This is a genomic window from Candidatus Bathyarchaeota archaeon, assembly GCA_029882535.1.
In the GTDB taxonomy this organism is placed as follows: Archaea; Thermoproteota; Bathyarchaeia; order Bathyarchaeales; family SOJC01; genus JAOUKM01.
This window is the reverse complement of record JAOUKM010000032.1, coordinates 1-18088: the sequence shown is the minus strand read 5'-3', so window position 1 is coordinate 18088 and position 18088 is coordinate 1. Positions and strand designations below refer to the sequence as shown.

The 18088-nt window shown below is 43.2% G+C and carries 18 protein-coding genes and 2 pseudogenes; 9 read left to right on the top strand and 11 right to left on the bottom strand.

The window, feature by feature from the left end; genetic code table 11:
• Positions 1–900: DUF2130 domain-containing protein (locus tag OEX01_07760; protein ID MDH5448876.1), on the top strand; the 900-nt coding region annotated here is incomplete at its 5' end.
• A 57-nt stretch (positions 901–957) separates the two neighbouring features.
• Here OEX01_07760 and OEX01_07755 read toward each other — a convergent pair.
• Positions 958–3138, bottom strand: a complete 2181-nt coding sequence (locus tag OEX01_07755) for a right-handed parallel beta-helix repeat-containing protein (protein ID MDH5448875.1) — start codon at positions 3136–3138, stop codon at positions 958–960.
• 39 nt (positions 3139–3177) lie between these two features.
• Here OEX01_07755 and OEX01_07750 point away from each other — a divergent pair.
• Positions 3178–3460 (top strand): annotated as a pseudogene (locus tag OEX01_07750) (hypothetical protein).
• On the opposite strand, the gene OEX01_07745 reads toward OEX01_07750, so the two are convergent.
• The 3 genes from OEX01_07745 to OEX01_07735 form a co-directional block, all read right to left on the bottom strand.
• On the bottom strand, positions 3402–3962 hold the full coding sequence (locus OEX01_07745) for a PadR family transcriptional regulator (GenBank protein MDH5448874.1): 561 nt from the start codon (positions 3960–3962) through the stop codon (positions 3402–3404). The pseudogene OEX01_07750 and the gene OEX01_07745 sit on opposite strands and share 59 nt — an antisense overlap.
• A gap of 248 nt (positions 3963–4210) precedes the next feature.
• Entirely contained in the window at positions 4211–5335 is a 1125-nt protein-coding gene (locus OEX01_07740) for an MFS transporter (GenBank protein MDH5448873.1), read from the bottom strand.
• A gap of 56 nt (positions 5336–5391) precedes the next feature.
• Positions 5392–5637 carry a hypothetical protein gene (locus tag OEX01_07735; protein MDH5448872.1) on the bottom strand — a complete coding sequence of 82 codons (246 nt, stop codon included), beginning with the start codon at positions 5635–5637 and terminating at the stop codon, positions 5392–5394.
• 471 nt (positions 5638–6108) lie between these two features.
• Between OEX01_07735 and OEX01_07730 the strand changes: the two genes are divergently transcribed.
• From OEX01_07730 to OEX01_07715, 4 genes are all read left to right on the top strand, one after another.
• Positions 6109–6327 (top strand): hypothetical protein, encoded by a 219-nt coding sequence (locus tag OEX01_07730; GenBank protein MDH5448871.1) that lies wholly within the window; start codon positions 6109–6111, stop codon positions 6325–6327.
• A gap of 187 nt (positions 6328–6514) precedes the next feature.
• Positions 6515–6811: an Lrp/AsnC family transcriptional regulator gene (locus OEX01_07725; GenBank protein MDH5448870.1), complete on the top strand. Its 297-nt coding sequence runs from the start codon at positions 6515–6517 to the stop codon at positions 6809–6811.
• 103 nt (positions 6812–6914) lie between these two features.
• Positions 6915–7475 carry an NUDIX hydrolase gene (locus OEX01_07720; protein ID MDH5448869.1) on the top strand — a complete coding sequence of 187 codons (561 nt, stop codon included), beginning with the start codon at positions 6915–6917 and terminating at the stop codon, positions 7473–7475.
• 166 nt (positions 7476–7641) lie between these two features.
• The gene (locus OEX01_07715; protein ID MDH5448868.1) at positions 7642–7989 is read left to right on the top strand and encodes a PH domain-containing protein; all 348 of its coding nucleotides are present in this window, start codon (positions 7642–7644) and stop codon (positions 7987–7989) included.
• Positions 7990–8035: 46 nt separating this feature from the next.
• Here the strand turns inward: OEX01_07715 and OEX01_07710 are convergent, their stop codons facing one another.
• Positions 8036–8578 carry a winged helix-turn-helix domain-containing protein gene (locus tag OEX01_07710; GenBank protein ID MDH5448867.1) on the bottom strand — a complete coding sequence of 181 codons (543 nt, stop codon included), beginning with the start codon at positions 8576–8578 and terminating at the stop codon, positions 8036–8038.
• Positions 8579–8739: 161 nt separating this feature from the next.
• Here OEX01_07710 and OEX01_07705 point away from each other — a divergent pair, with 161 nt between their 5' ends.
• Positions 8740–9696 carry a sodium:calcium antiporter gene (locus OEX01_07705; protein MDH5448866.1) on the top strand — a complete coding sequence of 319 codons (957 nt, stop codon included), beginning with the start codon at positions 8740–8742 and terminating at the stop codon, positions 9694–9696.
• A 73-nt stretch (positions 9697–9769) separates the two neighbouring features.
• Positions 9770–10006, top strand: a pseudogene (locus OEX01_07700) (dihydrolipoyl dehydrogenase).
• Positions 10007–10207: 201 nt separating this feature from the next.
• Here OEX01_07700 and OEX01_07695 read toward each other — a convergent pair.
• From OEX01_07695 to OEX01_07685, 3 genes are all read right to left on the bottom strand, one after another.
• Complete coding sequence (locus OEX01_07695; GenBank protein MDH5448865.1) at positions 10208–10384, bottom strand: hypothetical protein; 177 nt, start codon at positions 10382–10384, stop codon at positions 10208–10210.
• Positions 10385–10782: 398 nt separating this feature from the next.
• Entirely contained in the window at positions 10783–12747 is a 1965-nt protein-coding gene (gene acs / locus OEX01_07690; GenBank protein ID MDH5448864.1) for an acetate--CoA ligase, read from the bottom strand.
• A 294-nt stretch (positions 12748–13041) separates the two neighbouring features.
• Positions 13042–13614, bottom strand: a complete 573-nt coding sequence (locus OEX01_07685) for an acetate uptake transporter (GenBank protein ID MDH5448863.1) — start codon at positions 13612–13614, stop codon at positions 13042–13044.
• 123 nt (positions 13615–13737) lie between these two features.
• Between OEX01_07685 and OEX01_07680 the strand changes: the two genes are divergently transcribed.
• Positions 13738–15828 (top strand): sodium-translocating pyrophosphatase, encoded by a 2091-nt coding sequence (locus tag OEX01_07680; protein ID MDH5448862.1) that lies wholly within the window; start codon positions 13738–13740, stop codon positions 15826–15828.
• An 81-nt stretch (positions 15829–15909) separates the two neighbouring features.
• Here OEX01_07680 and OEX01_07675 read toward each other — a convergent pair whose 3' ends face one another.
• From OEX01_07675 to OEX01_07665, 3 genes are all read right to left on the bottom strand, one after another.
• Positions 15910–16152: a hypothetical protein gene (locus OEX01_07675; GenBank protein MDH5448861.1), complete on the bottom strand. Its 243-nt coding sequence runs from the start codon at positions 16150–16152 to the stop codon at positions 15910–15912.
• A gap of 373 nt (positions 16153–16525) precedes the next feature.
• Positions 16526–16813 (bottom strand): hypothetical protein, encoded by a 288-nt coding sequence (locus OEX01_07670; protein ID MDH5448860.1) that lies wholly within the window; start codon positions 16811–16813, stop codon positions 16526–16528.
• Between the two features lie 91 nt (positions 16814–16904).
• On the bottom strand, positions 16905–18088 hold a 1184-nt coding region (locus OEX01_07665), incomplete at its 5' end, for a Ni/Fe hydrogenase subunit alpha (GenBank protein ID MDH5448859.1).

The following is an 18088-nucleotide window of genomic DNA, read 5'->3' as shown; positions in this document are numbered from 1 at the left end:
ATACTTCTGAAGCAGATGAGTGAGCTTGAGGAAAAGGGCATACTGCAGCATACTATGTTCGTAGCTTTCAAAATCGTACAGTCAATGAGCGACAATAACCCAGCGTGGTTCAAAGAAGCTCTAGACGAACAAAGTGATGAAATCAAAAAGTCAATACAGGAGAAGATGGAGAAGGAAATTCGATTTGTCTTAAAATCGATCATGGAGATTAAGGGAAACCCTCTTGTGATGGGGAAGCTGCAGGAGGAAGCTGTTGCTAAGAGGTTGTCTTCGCTTAAGACTGGACAGGATAGGTTCATGACAGAGAAGGCAAGGAAATCGGAAGAGGACGTAGAGTGCCAGGTAATTGAGAGGGGCAAAGCGATGGGGAAGATAGTGATAGAATCGAAATACACTGGAAAATGGCAACAGGCCTATGTCGAACAAATCAAGCGATACATGGACAAGGAAGGGACAAGTTTCGGGATACTTGCGACTAAAACACTTCCAGATGATGCCTTAAATAGCACCGTATGGAAAGACGGCGTCCTAATTGTCAAACTAGAGAACATTGAACCCGCCTACATCTTCATGAGGGAGCATCTACTTCTCAAAAAGACTTTGGAGGAAGAATACGCAGCAAAGTTCGGCCAACTCGAGGTTCGAGATCAGATACTTGAAGAGCTGAAGAAGGCTATAATGAGCGGAGAACTAGACGTAATCATAGAGCAAATAAACAACACAACACTAAAAATCGACACCGAATTATCAAAGACAGAGAACTACTTAGGACGATTCTTCAGGAACGTAAGGAAAAATACCAATATCATAAGAGAGTTTACATGCAAGCTAATCAGCGAACACATTGAAAAGATAAGGACACAAGTAATCCAGCAGCCTTCCCCTCTTTCTTCTACGTAATCAGAGCGGCTTCAAATCTGCCTTATCATTTATTTGAAGAAAAAGAGATGGAGATTGCTAAGCTTCCAAAGGGCGTTTTCTTCTGTAAGCCAATGCTGTCAGCAGTGTTGCAGTCATGAACATTGGAAGAATTGCGAAGAATGAAAATTCTGGGATTATCACTACTTCTTTAGTTGAATGTTCATATTCAAAGTAAATCCATCGGTGTGTTCCGTTGTCGTAGAGGGTGTAGTTCCAGTACGTTGGATTAGCTCCATCAATAGTTACATTGAACGGCTCAGACAGAACTTCATAAGGTATGCTCACTCTGCAAAAGCCATGAGTTTGGTTTGCTGTTGTGTTGGAAACATGGAAGCGTATCGTGCTAGACGATTCATACCTGAAACTGTCAACAGTGGAGTTGGAGATAATGTTGATGGACTTCCAGATTGAAGTGTTGAAGCTGTGGAAGGGCCCCATCAATGGATAATTGTCTATGTTATTTGCATCGATGGTGTGGTTTGTATCGCCAATTCCGTCATGGTTTAAGTCGAAACCGGTATAGTTGCTCCAGTAGTTCCCTTCAACATCATTATTCCAGATATTCGCTGAGTTAGATGAAAGAACATGGTTTGTGTTGTTTAAGAAGTTGTTGTTGCAGATGAAATTGTCTGAAGAGGCGTGTTGGTGTAAACCATGCCATTCGTTATTTGCGATGTTATTTCCACATATCGTGTTATTGTTTGAGTCGTCGTAGAGCTCTATGCCGTAATAGTTGTTTGTTATGTTGTTTCCAGAAACAACGTTATTTTTGACGGAATAGCCAATGTAGATGCCTTCAGAACCTTGAAAGGCTTTGTTGTTCGATATGTCGTTTCCACATATTGTGTTAAAAGAGCCTTCGAGCCATAAACCATAGTCACTGTCTGTTATGGTGTTTCCAGAAATGGAGTTGTTATTTGAGGAGCCATAGAGTTCCACGCCATAATCTGTGTTTGCTCTTATGTTGTTTCCAGATATGGTGTTGTTTGAAGATTCATCGAGGTAGATACCGACCATGTTGTTTGCTGTTATGTTGTTTCCAGAAATTGTGTTGCTATTTGAAGAACCAAGGAGTTCAATACCAGATTCATTGTCGGTTATGTTGTTTCCCGAGATCACATTTTTAGCAGAATTGAATCTAAACCAAACACCGATATAATTATCGCTCATGCGGTTGCCTGAGATTGTGTTATTGGAAGATGCACGCAGTTGGATGGCTTCGGCACCATCTGTTATCGTGTTGTCTGTTATCGTGTTATCGGAAGAGTTCTCAAGGTAAATGTTTCCTTCGTTGAATGTTATGTTGTTTTCCAGGATAATGTTCAGGATTGACGACTGAAGATAGATGCCATACCCAAACCCCGCAACATTTACATTTCTGATTGTCACATTGCTTACGCTTGTCAGGTTAAAGCCAACTAAGTTTCCAGAAACGAAATCACTGAGTGTGTATCCGTTTCCGGCGATTATTATGTCGCTTCTTTGAACCACGATTGAAGCGTTTATGTCACTGGTGAAAGTGTAAGTAATGCTGTCCATGCTTACGATCTTGTCGGTACCTTCAATCGAACCGTCAGGCTTGATGTAGATGGGGCCTGTCTGAAACACAACCATCATGTCGCCCCAGTTTGACGGAATCATAACGTCCATAATTCCCATTATAGGCCAAATGCTGTATTGGAAGGTGGACTGATCATAGCTCAAGAGTAGCAATCCCAGAGTTTTGTTTTCACCAGACGTAATGCCGATTCTACCATATGTTACATTGAATTCGATTGTATATCCAGCAGCTTCTTCAAACACGGACACATTCCATCCTGGGCTAGGGGGTAATGGGCCCATTCCGTCCGTCTCGAATGCAGTTCCATTTCGAAAAGTACCGATTATTATGTCATCAGATTGATTCAAACTGGGACCGCCATCATTGCTTGTATCTAGGCCAAGGTAAACACCCTCGACATCGGAGTCGAGAGTGGCGTCACTGATGTTAAATGCGATGTAGAGGTTGTTTGCATCGTGCTTCAGATGGACAATTGTGAAGTTGAAAGAGAGAGTGGAGGCGTCATTCCATTCGCCGGGCGCCATTTCGCCATCAATAACCGGTGCTGTGCCATCAAATACATCGACCGAATATCCCACTGCATGGGCACTTGCTCTGATGACTACTAATAGACTGAGCAATTCGAAAGCTAAGACTAAAACGCGTTTGTTAATCATGGTGCTCGTCTTGGATTTTGTGAGTTTAGCTTTTATGCTTTGTGCAGAGATCTTTGCCTTAAGCGTCTAACACCTTCAGCGCGCGCAACACGGGAAGACCTAACGAGGAAAGTTGGTGTAAGAAAAAACCGCACTCTACCTCAAGAAGGGCAAATACAATCCTTCATTGGAGCTAGCTCATGAGGTAGCTAGAGCTGCGCATGCGCATTGCCAAGAAAAGGGGGAGTTTGCGGGGGATATCTCCACTGTCGGTGTGCGTACACCTAATCAGCTTGTTCCAGTTTCTTGGCTATTTCATTTAGTTTTTCGGTGGCTTGTTTGAAAACTTCTTTGGCTTGTGTGGCAGCTTCTTCCGTGTATTTTTCGCGCAATTTGTCAAGAAGGCTCCAGCTAGCCTTCATGAAACTCTTTCCTGCTTCGAGTAGTTCCTTTGCCTTTTCAGGATAAGAGTTGAGCCATGGGAACCTGTAAAATGGAGGCCTGAAAGCACCAAATCTCTCTTGAATCTCTTTCCTTCTCTTGACGTGTTCCTCTAGAAACGCTTTGCCTTCATCAGTTAGGGTATAACGTTTCATACCGGGCTCTTGGTCCGGTGCTTCCTTGGTATATCCTTTTTCCTGAAGCCACGCTAAGAGGGGATAAATCGACCCAGGACTTGGCTTCCAACGTCCCTCAGTCTTACTTTCGATTTCGTTCATGATTTCCGATCCCGATCGGGACTTTTCGTCAAGCAGTTTCAACACGGAGTATTTCAAGAAGCCTTTTGGAACAGACGCCATGTGTCTCATCCAACGACCAAAATGGTGTCTATGTGAACAATTCATATTCTCACCTCCAATTCAATCGATATTGATATCATATATGATACGAATATTGATATCGATATCGATATATATAAACCTTCCTACTTTACTGACGCCACTTATGTGCCCCCAAAGAAAAAAGGGGGGTTTTGCGGGAGATATCTCCATTTGTCGCCGGTTCAAACCCGGCCCTCGGCACCAAACCTTCAACATCCTAATTTCCTAAGGATTGTGGCGTCCAACTTTTTAATGCTTTTTCCAATTCCGATTCACATTTTCAGAGCGTACAAGGAAAGAACAGAGAAAACCGTGAAGAAAATTCCTGAAGCAGCGAATACAGGCATGTATCCGAAAGACTGGGCGACAAATCCAGCTAACAATACTGAGGTGAACTCTGCAACTCTCATAGGTATATGAAGCAATCCTACATCAACGGAAACAGTTAGTTCATTCTTTGTAGCTTTCGCAATAATAGATTCAAAAAAGCCTATTCCAAGACCATCAGCGAGAGCTAGTGCCAAGAAGAGTGCAAGAAAGTAACTACCCGAGTTTGCCAAGAGAAACGTTACAAATAAGGCAATTACACTCTGAACAACAACTCGTCGAATATCAAGACGAATCCTTAGTGTGCTAAACGTTACAGATGCAGCTAGCAAGCCGTAGAGCATGAAGGCTACTCCTATTGTGATATAATCATATCCAAGTTGCTGTACCATAAAAACTGGCAAAAGCAACGCAAAAAGAGGATAAAATGCAAGGCTAAAGAATAACATAGCAAATGAGACAAACCAAAATATCTTACCCTTATCTCTTGGGTTGAGTAAGGCCATAGCTTCTAGGACTCCTGCCCTTGATTTCATTCTCTGAGCTCGCCAAAGTAGTGCGGCTGGAATCACCATAATTGCAGATGCAAGGATCAACATGCCCAATGTGAGTTCAAATCCCATAAAGACCAATGCCACACCTGAAATTGCGCTGCCAATGGCAGTAGACAAAGATATAACAGCGGCATTCCTTGTAGCTCCCGCTGCCTTTTGTTTAGGAGATAGTGAAAAGATGGCAGTTCTGTTAACCGCCCAGTAAGAAGACACTTTCACTGCTTCAACAATCTTTCCTAAGAGAAAGGCAGGAATGGAGTTAGCAACTAAATATATCAAAGTCGAAAAAACCGTTCCAGGCCAGTTTAGCAGCAAGTAGAATCGAGCCCACCCTACTTGATCTGCAAGTGTTGCAAGAAGCAGTCGGACTACAAGAAAGACTAGAGGTAAGATAGAAATCACGATGCCGATCTCTGCAAGATTAACGTTTCTCTTCAATAGTAATAATGGAATTATCAGTGCAAGGCCTCCAGATACAAGATGATTAAGGAAAGTGATCGCAAAAATCCTCTTCATCTAAATCCTCTTCCTGCACAACAAAGGGGAATGATTGACTCCCCTTTATTTACGTTTCACAAGAACTGTCTTAGCACCTTCAAATTCGCCTTATCGTAAATCACTTTAGGAATTCTAATGCATGAGAGAGGAAAAAGAGGAGGAGAGATCGAGTTGTAAATGATTATTTCAGTTTTTTTCTTGGTTTCTTTGAACCCTTTCTTTCCTAGCTTAACGCCTTTCTTCCCAACCCTTTCAGCAGTTTTAGTCGTCTTTTTCGAGGCTTCCTTGGCTTTCTTCTTGGTTTTCTTCAGGAATGACATTTTTATCACGTTGACTGAATCAGCACCTTTTGCCTAAAAATTCTTACCTGTATGGGCGAGGTTGCTCTGAGTTGACGTAGTTGAAATTAGTGATCCAAGTAGTATCTAGTCTCAGCCGCCGTTATTGTAGGCATCCAGTAAGTCCCTGAGATGGATGGCTTCCTGTATTGTATGCATGCCAACGCAAAGAATAGAAGCTATGATACATGAAACGAGAGTGCATAAGAAAGAGAGGGGAGAGGAATCGGGAGCAAATTAGTAGATGCTTTCTACAATAGGGCATTTAACAGGGGGCTAAGATTGTTCTCGCTGAAGTGGAGCCTCAGCTTCTTGAATTTTATAGAGATGTATGTAGGTTCGAAGAAGTGCACGAGTGGGTAGAAGTTGGCAGAAAGAAGGCATGCATGCATAATGCATGCATGACAAATCTCTTAAAGAGAACCCCTTCGCTATTGTGATATAAGGAGATTCGTGGTGTTCCAAAAAATCCTCAAGTTATGGGTAGCATGGCTTCTAGGGTTAGCAGTGCTAATCGGAGGAGTAGCCCTTGTTGCATATCATGTAAAAGATATTCCCTACGCGTGGAATTTTGTTGGATTGGGTACAATTCTTGGATTAATTGGATTTGTAACTCTGATGGGAACTACTGCCTGGATGATGGAGTCAACGACTAAAAAAATCGATTCTTAACAAACACGATTACTCTAACACTTTCAGATTTGCTTTATCACAAATCTCTTTCAACATCTCTATTCCTGTGAAGTGTAGTGTTTAGCCAAAACATTCTTAGGTGCACGTCCTTGAAAGATGTCGATGTATCTGTAAGGAACAAAAATCTTATAAACCAATAACATGAAATGGCTTCAAGGTGATCTTAATGGCTCACGAGATGAAGGGCACATATAGAGTTTTTATAATGTTGAATACACAACCTGGGCTTGATGAAAAAGTATCTGAACAACTATTGAAATTCAAAGAAATCACTGAGGTTCATTTCATAAGCGGTATATATGATCTGCTTGTTGTTATGGAAGTTAGCCTCCATGGGAGGGCCATATTCACCACAATTCAAGAAATCAGCCAATTGCTAATTCAGAAAATTAGAAAAATAAATGGTATCCGAGACACAAACACGTTGTTGCCCTTCCGTTCACTCATAAAGCATACTAGCTGATAGTCCCCGCTCATTACTTATGTATTGGACATAGATAGAATGCGCGCGTGCTCGTTAAGAAATGATTTTAGAGTAAAGGGAGTATTTGAGAGTGGTGGAAAGTTTGGCTACAAAGTTTGAAAGCGTTAAGGTAATAGATTCCAGAATAGTTTATGATAAGCATGGCAGACGTATCATTGAGGATATTCTCGAGTTCGCAGATGGCTCAACGCATGAATGGGTCTACCATCCAGGTACAGGTGCTGAACCTGGTGCAGTAGCTGTGGCAGCCTTCACAGAGGACAACAAAATGATCCTTACGAAGCAGTATAGGCATCCCTTCCGCAAGATAATCCACGACTTACCAGCAGGCGGAGTGGAGGGATGCGAGACGCCTGAGAAGGCAGCACTAAGGGAGTTAGAGGAAGAAACGGGCTACACTGCCGAAAGGCTCAAGTGGATTGGAAGATTCAGCTGGGCTCCTAGTACTATGGGGGGCACTGTTGAGATATTCTTCACGAAATCTCTCCAGCCCAAGGGCAGCTTTGATCCAAGTGAGATAATGGACATTGAGCTTGAAAATTTTGAGAAGGTGCTAGAGAAAGTGCTTAGAGGCGAGTACATCGATTCAGCCTTAGTCATAGCAACCCTGCTGGTCTCAGCGAAAAAACTTCTTCACTCTTAAATCATGCGCGCGCTTGTAGTTCCATTGTTGCCTTACTCTCATTTGCTCACAGTGCTTAGATTCAGCGAAATCCATTTGAGGCTTGAGCTTTACTTAGAGCGCACGCAGTGGTCTTCATCAGTATGGCTGGGGTAATAGCCAGTTTCCCACTTTCATTTTTACTTTTTTGATTGTTGTCTTAGCGTCTCCTCTAGTGTTTGTGTTGCTTGGGCTTTGGAATTATCGGGGCATACGGATAAAGGTGACCACTGAAAGCCTTCTAATTTATTACGGCTTTTTCAATCGCAAACAAATTCTAATAGAGGATATAGTATCCTGTGAACCAACTAAAGCCCCTTTTAGAAGATACTATGGTATCGGCGTTAGATATGGCACTGATGGCTCTTGGGCTTACACAACATCACTTGGCGACGCGGTGAAAATAATCCTACGGAAAGGAAAGCCATTCGGCTTTTCTTCAAATAACCCTGAAAAAATCTGCAGCACTATTAGTCAAATGAAAAATGTGCCATAGACCATTCATTGTGTACATGCATAATATTTTGTTGCTTTTGCACAGCCTACCCTAACCGTTGAAACAGGCTATGCCATTCCTTTTCCTTCGTAAGGTTGGAGAGGGCTTCAGCGTAGATTTTTACTCTTAAAGATTCAGCATCCTCTGGTGCCATATCTTTCATGTGCTTTTGTCCGACCATTTTGAGCTGTCCTAACATTGCAACTGCTAATTTTTCTAAGTTCTCTGATGAAACCTTAGAAACGTGATGATATAATTTGAAGACGCTGAACATCCCCCTCAGATGTTCTATTTGTGTTAGGATGAAGTATCTTTGAACGTCCCGTGGTATGCGAGCAGGGTCGATGATGAGTAGAACTGCTATGGGAGTGTAATATTTTTGCAGGATGCCATGTTCCTCCGGCTCAACCTTGTCTATGCTTATGATTCCAGTATCCATTAGTAGATGTAGGTGATAGCCGATTGCGGCTTTCGTAATACCTAGCTGCTTAGAGAGTTGCGTTTCTGTCATTGGGTATTTGCTTAATAAGCGTAGAATTTCTGTTCGCGTAAAGTCTGCGAGCAAGCGGATAATTTCAGGGTCATCCACAATGTAGACGGCTTTCCTGGGTTTAGACGTAGCCTACGCCCCTCCATTATGCGCTTCAAGACTTAGTTATAAGTGTTAAGTTGATATAAATTATTAACCGGTTAATAATGTTTAAGTAATTAAAATCAGATAAACAATCGTATTTGCAAGGAGTATTCTAGTTGGTCTTTGAGACAGTAATTGCAGTCGCAGTTCTCATCATAGGAATCGTGCTTATGACTTATTCCAGCGACAAGGCAGTTGAGCACTCAGTAAAAATAGCTTCAGCATTGAGGATTTCTCCGCTTGTGATCGGTCTTATACTAGTGTCCATAGGCACGGATTTGCCAGAGATCGTTAACTCAATCGTCTCGTGTGCGGTAGGTCACGCAGACATAGAGTTAGGGGACTCCCTCGGATCTGTCTTGACCCAGATAACTCTTGTGTTAGGGCTTCTTCCATTCTTAGCTGGGAAGTTCAAAGTGAAGAGGAAAGAGGTGTTGGTCATCGGGGCCTTCGAGGTCTTGGCACTCATACTTGCAGTGTCAATAGCCGAGAAGGGGTACTTTACGAGGATTAACGCACTCTTTTTGGTGGCTAGCTGGCCAGTCTTCATACTACTAACTAGAAGCATCACAGCAAAGAATGCTAAGGAAAAAGAGCATGCAATGGCACATCCCAATGAAAAACCCCTTTATCACCTTCGTGACTGGATGATAGCCATTTTGGGCTTCGTGGGCGTTGCGATCGGAGCCTATGCGGTGGTACAATCAGTGATCAAACTTTCGGCAGATTTCCACATTTCCGAGTACCTCATAAGCTTCTTCGTGGTCGCAATCGGGACATCTCTCCCAGAATTAATGGTTGACTTAACAGCCATCCGAAAGAAACAATACGAGCTTGCTATAGGAGACGCCATAGGAAGCTGTCTTGTTGATGCTTCTGTTTCAGTTGGAATAGGACAGTTCTTTTTCCCACAAGCAGTATCTGGCGAAACCGCCATGATCACAGGCTTATATGCCATATTTGGCTCCATCGTGGTCATATTAACGCTTGCACTAAGAGAGAAAGTCGACAAGAAAGCAGGAGCATTATTCATCTTTTTATACTTATTTTCCTATACACTGCTACGAGTTTAACACGAAATCCCAAGCATCTTACATCTAGAAACTTCTAACGGTTCATACATAGGAATATTACAAAGACACTGGGAAAGGCGCTGCAATAGGTGACCCAAAAGGATTTGTGAATGTTATCGTAGAACAAGAGACAGGAAAGATTCTAGGCGGGCATATTATAGGACCCTTCGCACCTATTCTAATACAAGAAATAATCAACGCAATGAGCATAGAAGATAACACTCTTATGAACATCATAAGACCTATGCACATTCACCCTGCGATGCCAGAGGTTGTTCAAAGAACATTCGGCAATCTTAGGGAAGCTTAAGAAAAGAAAAATCTTGAACAAAAAACTCCTTTTAGCCTTTTAGAAACTCGATTTTTTTGATAAGTTTTATATAGAACTTAATTATAGAACTTAATTCCACTTCAGGGGGTTTGTGGAAGGCAGGATTCTCCTTTCTCCTTTCCTGACGTTTTTGGATAAATTGCCGACCACAGCCACCACTTTTTTGCAAAGGTAAAGGAATTATTTCCAATTGTTATACTTCAAATAGTTGAAGTCAGTAGGCTTGATTTTTTCTTGTGCAACCAACCTTTTAACTTTAGACATTTCTTGTTTAAGCGAAGAGACAAGGTTTTTAACGGTGTTATAAACTATGGCGTAAGCCTCGTCGCTCCAATGTTTTGTGATGTTCGCGTACAAGCAACATCCACGACATTCGCCTAGAATTTCACATTTAGTGCATGGTTTAGAGACAAGAACCTTTTATTCCACTCATGGCTGGACAAGGAACAATCGTGCCGTCAGTTGAGATGCTGTAGTTAATCCATCCAGAACCACACCGCAGAAAGCTTTCTTATCATGCAATAGCGATTGTATCAATTCCAAGAAGGGATATAACCGGAGCACCTTTCCGCTTTTGTCTATTTGATTTACCCAGAACCGCACGAGATGCTGAATTTCCGGATTGTATCTTTCTTTTACCCATTTCTCCAACGGTCTCTTAGCGAAGTCTGAGTCGATGTCTTCGCAGGATTTTCCATAGCAATACTTGCACTGCAAATCGCATTCTGTTGTTAAAAAAGGTGAAAAAACATGTATCACGTTGAGTATCCAATTTTTTGTTTCAAGTCTTCAACAGTTTCTGGGTTCATTAAAGTTGTTACGTCGCCGACTGTTTCACCCTTCACTAAGGCTTTCAGGATTCTCCGCATGATTTTCCCGCTTCTAGTCTTAGGCAACGCGTCTGTCAGCACTATTCTTGCAGGTTTCGCTGTGGGTCCGATGACTTTGACCACTTGTTGTATAAGTGCGTTTTCAAGTGTTTGGGAGGGCGTTGTTCCTTGTTTTAGGACGACAAAGGCAACTGGAACTTCACCTTTTACGTCATGGGGTGCGGCGACTACTGCGCATTCTGCAACAAAGGCATGCTGTGTCAACGCATTTTCCACCTCGGCTGTTGAGAGTCGGTGGCCTGCAACCTTCATCACGTCGTCTACTCTGCCAGTTAAACGTATGTTACCTAGTTCATCCCATCGTATTGCACCGTCACTTGTATAATAGAGTTTGTCGCCATAAACACTCCAATACTGCGCTTTGTATCTTTCAGGGTCTTTGTACACATCTCTCAGCATTCCAGGTGCAAAGGGACTTTTTTGAACCAAGTACCCCCCTTCGCCAATTTTAACCGGCTCTCCAATTTCGTCTAGAACGTCGTGAGTTGTGCCTGGGAAGCTTCTGCCTGCAACTGTTGGAATAAATGGACCGATGCCTGGTAACGAGTTTATGAGGGTAGCACCTGTTTCGGTTTGCCACCACGTGTCTATGAGGGGACATCTGCCTCCGCCTATGTGATTGAAATACCACATCCACGCATCTTGGTTGATTGGTTCGCCCACTGTTCCGAGGAGACGTAGGCTGCTGAGGTCGTGTTTCTTAGGCCACTCTTCACCCCATCTCAGTATCATTCGTATGGCTGTTGGTGCTGTGTAGAAGATTGTGACACCGTGTTTTTCTATTATTTCCCACCATCTGTCTACTTCTGGAAAGTTTAGGGCGCCTTCGTAGATTAGGAGGGTTGAGCCGTTAAGCAGCGGTCCATAGCACGAGTAGGTGTGTCCTGTGACCCAGCCTATATCGGCGGTGCACCAGAATATGTCGTCGTCGTGGAGGTCGAAGTCCCATTTAGCTGTCCAAAAGGCGACGGTTAAGTAGCCGCCATTATGGTGTACAATGCCTTTCGGTTTTCCAGTAGTGCCACTTGTGTAAAGGATAAAAAGCATGTCCTCGCTGTCCATAGGTTCGGGTTCACAGTAAAGCGGAGCTTTTTTCATCAGTTCGTGCCACCAGAGGTCTTTGCCTTCAGTCATGTTGATTTCGTTTCCTGCACGTTTAACAATGACAACGTGTTCAACTTTAGTATCTTTGATGCCTATGTCTGCGTTAGCTTTAAGGTTGACAACTTTGCCTCTTCGGTAGTAGCCGTCTGCAGTAACCAGAACCTTTGCCTCCGCGTCGTGCATCCTGCTTCTCAATGATTCGCCGCTAAAAGCGGAAAAGATGACGCTATGAGCTGCCCCTATGCGGGCACAAGCGAGCATAGCGATTTGTACTTCTGGAATCATAGGCAGATAGATGCCTACGCGGTCGCCTTTCTTTACGCCTAAGCTTTTCAGCACGTTGGCGAATTTGTTGACTTCACGGTAAAGGTCGTTGTAGGTGAGCACTCGGCTAGGCTCGTTTGTTGGTTCTGGCTCCCATATGATTGCTGCTTTGTTTTTTCGCCATGTTTTGACGTGGCGGTCTAGGGCGTTGTAGGAGGCGTTTATTTTGCCGTTGACAAACCATTTGTAGTATGGCGGGTTCCACTGGTACGTTTCTATCCATGGTTGGAACCATTCTAATCCTTCTTTTGCCCTTGCAGCCCAAAAGGCTACAGGGTCATTAGCTGCTTCTTTGTAGATTGATTCGTCGCTTACCCATGCTCTCTTCTTCATTTCTTCGGTTGGCCAGAATACAAATTTGTTATTTGGATCTTCTCTAACCCATTTAACTTGTTTTGACATAGCTTTACAACTCTGCTTTTTAGAGCTATGAAAAATAAGACTCTGAAATAAAATCTTTTCCCTTCATCATGAATAAGTTAACAGTATCCTGTCATAGGAACACATAATAATTTGAAAGTTTGAGTTTTCGTTGTAAAGAAAGGAGTTAGGAAAACAGTAAAGGAAAAAAACGGAAATTCCAAATGTTGGATTGTTCGGGCTTTTCTCAGATCTAGATGGCAACATAATTGGAGTCTTTACTGCAAAGCGTGAATAGCCTCATAGATCTCTCTTTTTTGTTAGAGTCCCCCGTCCTTATTTGCTCACTGAGCCTATAGGTAGAACTGTTTTTCCGTGAACTTCGTTTAACACTTCTGCTAGGGCTAGGTAGACGGCGCTTAAGCCGCAGATTATCCCTTCATATCCTGCTATAGTGCCTATGTTTGCGCTACCCGTCAAGTCTCTGGCTGTCAGTAAGAAGAACAGTATAGCTAAGCTTAGGAATACAAACTGTAAGACACGATTTGCTTTTAATGTTCCGAAGAACATGACGAAAGTGAAGAGCCCCCACATGAAAAAGTACGCTGCCATCGACGTATCCGAGAAAGCTACAACTTCAAAGAAGGAAACACTCGGCATTATAACCAACGCTACTAGCGACCACCAGAACAAGCCATAAGAACAGAAAGCGGTTGTTCCAAACGTGTTGCCTTTACGATACTCCATCACACCAGCAATTATTTGAGCTAAACCGCCGTAAGCAAGACCCATAGCCAGAATCATGCTGTCCAAAGGGTAGAAGCCAGCGTTGTAAAGGTTCAAGAGTACTGTCGTCATTCCGAAACCCATCAATCCAAGAGGTGCTGGATTTGCAAGTTTTTCATTCAATTCTAATACCTCGTATTATGATGAAAGCTTTAGATCATGAACTTGTAGAATATAAGATTTTTCGAAACTGTTAAAAGACGGTAATGTTAAGTCATGGAACTATTAGAAAAGGAGAATGTAGTAATGACTACGGTTTTAATCGCGCCCATAGCCGCCTTGGTTGCTATCGTTTTCTCAGTGTACCTATACTTTTACGTAAATAGCAAAAGCAGCGGAACACCAAAAATGCAAGAAATTTCTGCAGCAATTAAAGAAGGCGCAAGAGCATTTATTAAAAGAGAATACACGGCCTTAGCCGTCTTCGTGGTTGTCATGGCAGCAATCTTGACGGTTGCTCTAGGCGTTTATATGGGTATGGGCGTTGAAATAGGGCCTGCCTACATTTTCGGGTCAGTCTGTTCGGCTATTGCAGGTTTTCTTGGTATGGAAGTAGCTTTACGAGCCAACGGGAGAACTGCCTATGCAGCTCGAGAAGGGCTGAACAAAGCTTTTCCGATAGCCTTTCGAGGTGGGGCAGTTATGGGTCTTTCAGTTGTGGGTTTAGCGTTATTAGGAGTATCAGTTGTTTACTTTCTCACGGGCAGGCCTGAACTTGTATTAGGTTTCAGCTTCGGAGCCAGTGCCATGGCGTTGTTCGCCAAAGCTGGAGGCGGTATTTACACGAAGACAGCGGACGTAGGTGCCGACTTAGTAGGAAAAGTTGAAATGGGCATTCCAGAAGACGACCCGCGAAACCCTGCTGTAATCGCAGACAACGTTGGCGATAACGTCGGCGACGTTGCTGGAATGGGCGCTGACTTATTCGACTCCTACGTCGCCAGCATCGTAGCAGTAATGATTTTGGGTGAGGGACTTCGACAAGTCGCTCCACTAAACAATCCTTACGTGAACCTACCCCTAATATTTGCAGGGTTAGGAATCATTGCTTCCATAATCGGAGTGGCTGTGGTGAGAGTTGGCAAAAAAGGCAATCCTGGGAAAGCTCTCAACTGGGGAACATACTTCACCTGCACCATCCTAATTGTTCTTACGTTTCTAATGACCTACTATCTAGAGTATCCCATTGAAATTTGGGGCGCTCTTTCGGTGGGAGTGATTGCGGGTATCATAATCGGCATAACCACTGACTACTTCACTTCTATAGATCGACTGCCCGCGAAAAAAACTGCCGAGTCTTCCCAAACAGGTGCCGCGATTAACATCATCACAGGTTTTTCTTACGGTCTAATTAGCATGTTTCCACCCCTCCTCGGCATAGGTATCGCGTCTGCAGGGGCATACTTCATATGCGAGCTCGGCGTGGGCGCTGGGTTCGGCGTCTACGGAGTCGGAATGAGCGCTGTTGGAATGCTGTCAATAGTAGGCATGATCGTAGCCGGCGACGCATACGGTCCAATAGTAGACAACTCTAAAGGAATCGCGGAACAAGCGGGAATGGAGGAAGAAGTTATTGATGTTGCAGATCGTCTTGACGCAGCAGGCAACACCGCAAAAGCTATAACAAAAGGATTTGCAATAGGTGCAGCTGGACTTACGGTTATAGCGTTGCTTGCCGCCTATCAAGAAATCGTTCAGAGAGAAGCTGGTAAAATCATTTTTGACCTTATGAACCCATTTGTCTTTACAGGGGCCCTTATTGGTATTGCCATGCCTGCTCTATTTTCGGCTATGGTAATGCTGGGCGTTGGAAAGAATGCTTTCCGAATGATAGAGGAGATTCGAAGGCAGTTTAGGGAAATTCCAGGTTTGAAAGAGGGAAAAGAAGGAGTAAAACCAGATTACGCAAAGTGTGTGGACATCGCAGCTAAGGGAGCCTTGAAGGAACTGTTGCCCCCCAGCCTAATAACCATTGGTGCTACGTTGGCGATTGGTTTTGTTGGGCAAATCATTGCGAATTCGATAGGACCTCCATATGAATTCGGAGGTATCCAAGCGCTTGGAGGTTATCTTGGTGGCAGCATTTTTTCCGGCTTAATCTTTGCTTTGTTTATGGCAAACTCTGGCGGCTTATGGGACAATGCTAAGAAGTATATCGAAGCAGGAGAACTTGGAGGCAAAGGTTCAGACACTCACAAAGCAGCGGTTGTAGGTGACACTGTTGGCGACCCATTCAAAGACACTGCAGGTCCATCATTGAATACAATGATTACAGTTATGTCGCTGGTTGCATCGATCTTTGCTCCGCTTATAGTTGCCTTTGCCCTATTATATTGATAGAAAAGTGTTGAAGACGTTAGAACGTTTTTATAAATCTTTGAAGAGAGAAGTCTGTTGGGAAACGTTATTAGTTTGTGGTTAGACTAGGCGGTTACAGATTTGGCGGTTTTTTATCTTTGTAAGGTAAGATTCTGTAGTTTTCGCGAGAAATCTCTTGTTTCGATAATGCTCCTGTGTTTCCGTTTCGGTTTTTTGTTGCGAGTCTTTTTCTTCTATGACTCTTTGCTGAAGAATATCATGGATTTCTTTGCAAAGGCGGACTCTTTCCTTTTGTGGAAGATCAAGCAGGTCGACGGTTTGTTTTTCTTTTGGTTTTTTCATAAGTCCAGCCTAAAACATAATGTGTCGTAAATCTTAATAAAGGACTTATTTCGAAAATCGACATATGTCCAAAAAAGATCGAACTCATAGAATTTGTCGGCAAAGCAGTCCTGCGAAGATTCTAGGAAACAACACCAACATAACAGTCAACCTCAGCAGTATAACGCGCGAACACCAAGCTGCGGCCCCAAACACCAGGAATACAAACCCGGACAAACATCCTATTTTTAAACCAATGCGTGCGCACGCAAAAAGAGAAACTAGATGCTTGACTATTTCTTTGATTCTTTACGAAGCTTGTCCAGTGCATATTCAATAACATGACTGCGACTCGCGAATCGCAAGCTCTCAACTTCACAACTTTTTTTTATCTTCAATGGACACTAATTTTCTTTTTTGCCCTGAGTTCCCTAGTAGCAACTCTTGAAAGCCAAATGTCATCAAGCTTTTCTTTAGATTCCTGTAGAATGTCTATGAGCCTTTGCAGACTTGTGGATGATATAGAAAACTTCACATCCGAACGACCAGTATAGGGCTTTCGTCTAATCACAATTTTGATGTCACTGTTGTTCGTAATGGATACTTCTAGTTGACCGTAAATGGGGGTCGTTTCTCCAGCTATTAAACCACGGGCTAGTGGAATTGTCCTTGATCTTCCCATGAGCAAACTTCCTCATAACATACTTTACAATAAGAGTAACTTAAATCTTACGATTTAACAATAACTGCATGTGCGCGCAGAGAAAAAATCGCTAGCGCGTGAATGTCTTAACAAGATTGCGTTCGCTATCGTAGATGTGGACTTTAAGAGGCATCTGACCCACAGCAAAATGTGTAGCACAACCCATACAAGGATCATAAGCTCTAAACGCCATCTCCACTTTGTTCAATAATCCCTCATTGACCACACCATTCTTTATCAAGCCCTTCGCAGCGTCGCGAATAGACATATCAATAGCTGCAGAATTATTAGTCGTAGCCACTATCAAGTTAACCTTCTTCACCAAAGCATCCTCATCAAGAATATAGTGATGGATTAAGGTGCCTCTTGCTGCTTCCACAATTCCCACACCCTCACCAGGAGCACCTACCGGGTTTCTAACATCCTTATTTGTTATGTCCTTGCCTGTGACCAATTCCAAAGCCCGTTCAGCTGCGTACATTAGTTCTATCAGCCTCGCCCAATGAAAAGCCAAAGTAGAGTGCACAGGTTTTCCACCTAAAGTCTCATACATTCTCTCAAACTCCTGCTGCGCCAAAGGCGTCGACATACCCTCTGAAGCATTCAACCGCCCAAGTGGACCTACACGATAAACACCACTTTCAGCACCGTCTACAAACCCTTTCCAACCAACCTTTTTCAGGTATGGAAACTTAACGTAAGTCCATGGTTCTACGTGTTCTTCGATTATGTCCAAGTATTCGCTTGGCGCAAACTTCACAAACTCTTTCCCTGCAGGGTCTACGACGCGAACTTTCCCGTCGTAAAAGTTAACCTTATTGTTGTTGTCAACAAGTCCCATGTAATAGGTTCTCATAGCGTAAATGTCGCTTTTAATCAAGTCTACATAATCTTTATTCTTCAAGACTACATCGTTGAACAAGTTGAGACTAAAATTTGCAAACTCCACACAAGACTTCACCATCTTCTCAATCTCTTGCCTATCCTCTTCACTTAACGCCTTCGAAATACCACCCGGAATCCCACAGGCAGGATGCGTAGCTTTACCACCCAAAATAGCAGTAATCCTCTGTCCATAGGCCCGGTGTTTAATCACTTCTTTGGCAATATCTAAGCCAACCTTCTCGATTACTCCAAGAATGTTTCTTTTCGCTGCAGGGGCATCAGGCCCCACCACGAAGTCTGGCCCGCCTAGGAAGTAGAAGTGAAGTATGTGATCATAGATGATGTAGCCGCAGTACATGAGCTCTCTAA

Coding starts and splice junctions, on each gene's coding strand:
- OEX01_07755 (MDH5448875.1), bottom strand. CDS start 3,138: ATGATTAACAAACGCGTTTTAGTCTTAGCTTTCGAATTGCTCAGTCTA.
- OEX01_07745 (MDH5448874.1), bottom strand. CDS start 3,962: ATGAATTGTTCACATAGACACCATTTTGGTCGTTGGATGAGACACATG.
- OEX01_07740 (MDH5448873.1), bottom strand. CDS start 5,335: ATGAAGAGGATTTTTGCGATCACTTTCCTTAATCATCTTGTATCTGGA.
- OEX01_07735 (MDH5448872.1), bottom strand. CDS start 5,637: ATGTCATTCCTGAAGAAAACCAAGAAGAAAGCCAAGGAAGCCTCGAAA.
- OEX01_07725 (MDH5448870.1), top strand. CDS start 6,515: ATGGCTCACGAGATGAAGGGCACATATAGAGTTTTTATAATGTTGAAT.
- acs (MDH5448864.1), bottom strand. CDS start 12,747: ATGTCAAAACAAGTTAAATGGGTTAGAGAAGATCCAAATAACAAATTT.
- OEX01_07680 (MDH5448862.1), top strand. CDS start 13,738: ATGACTACGGTTTTAATCGCGCCCATAGCCGCCTTGGTTGCTATCGTT.
- OEX01_07675 (MDH5448861.1), bottom strand. CDS start 16,152: ATGAAAAAACCAAAAGAAAAACAAACCGTCGACCTGCTTGATCTTCCA.
- OEX01_07670 (MDH5448860.1), bottom strand. CDS start 16,813: ATGGGAAGATCAAGGACAATTCCACTAGCCCGTGGTTTAATAGCTGGA.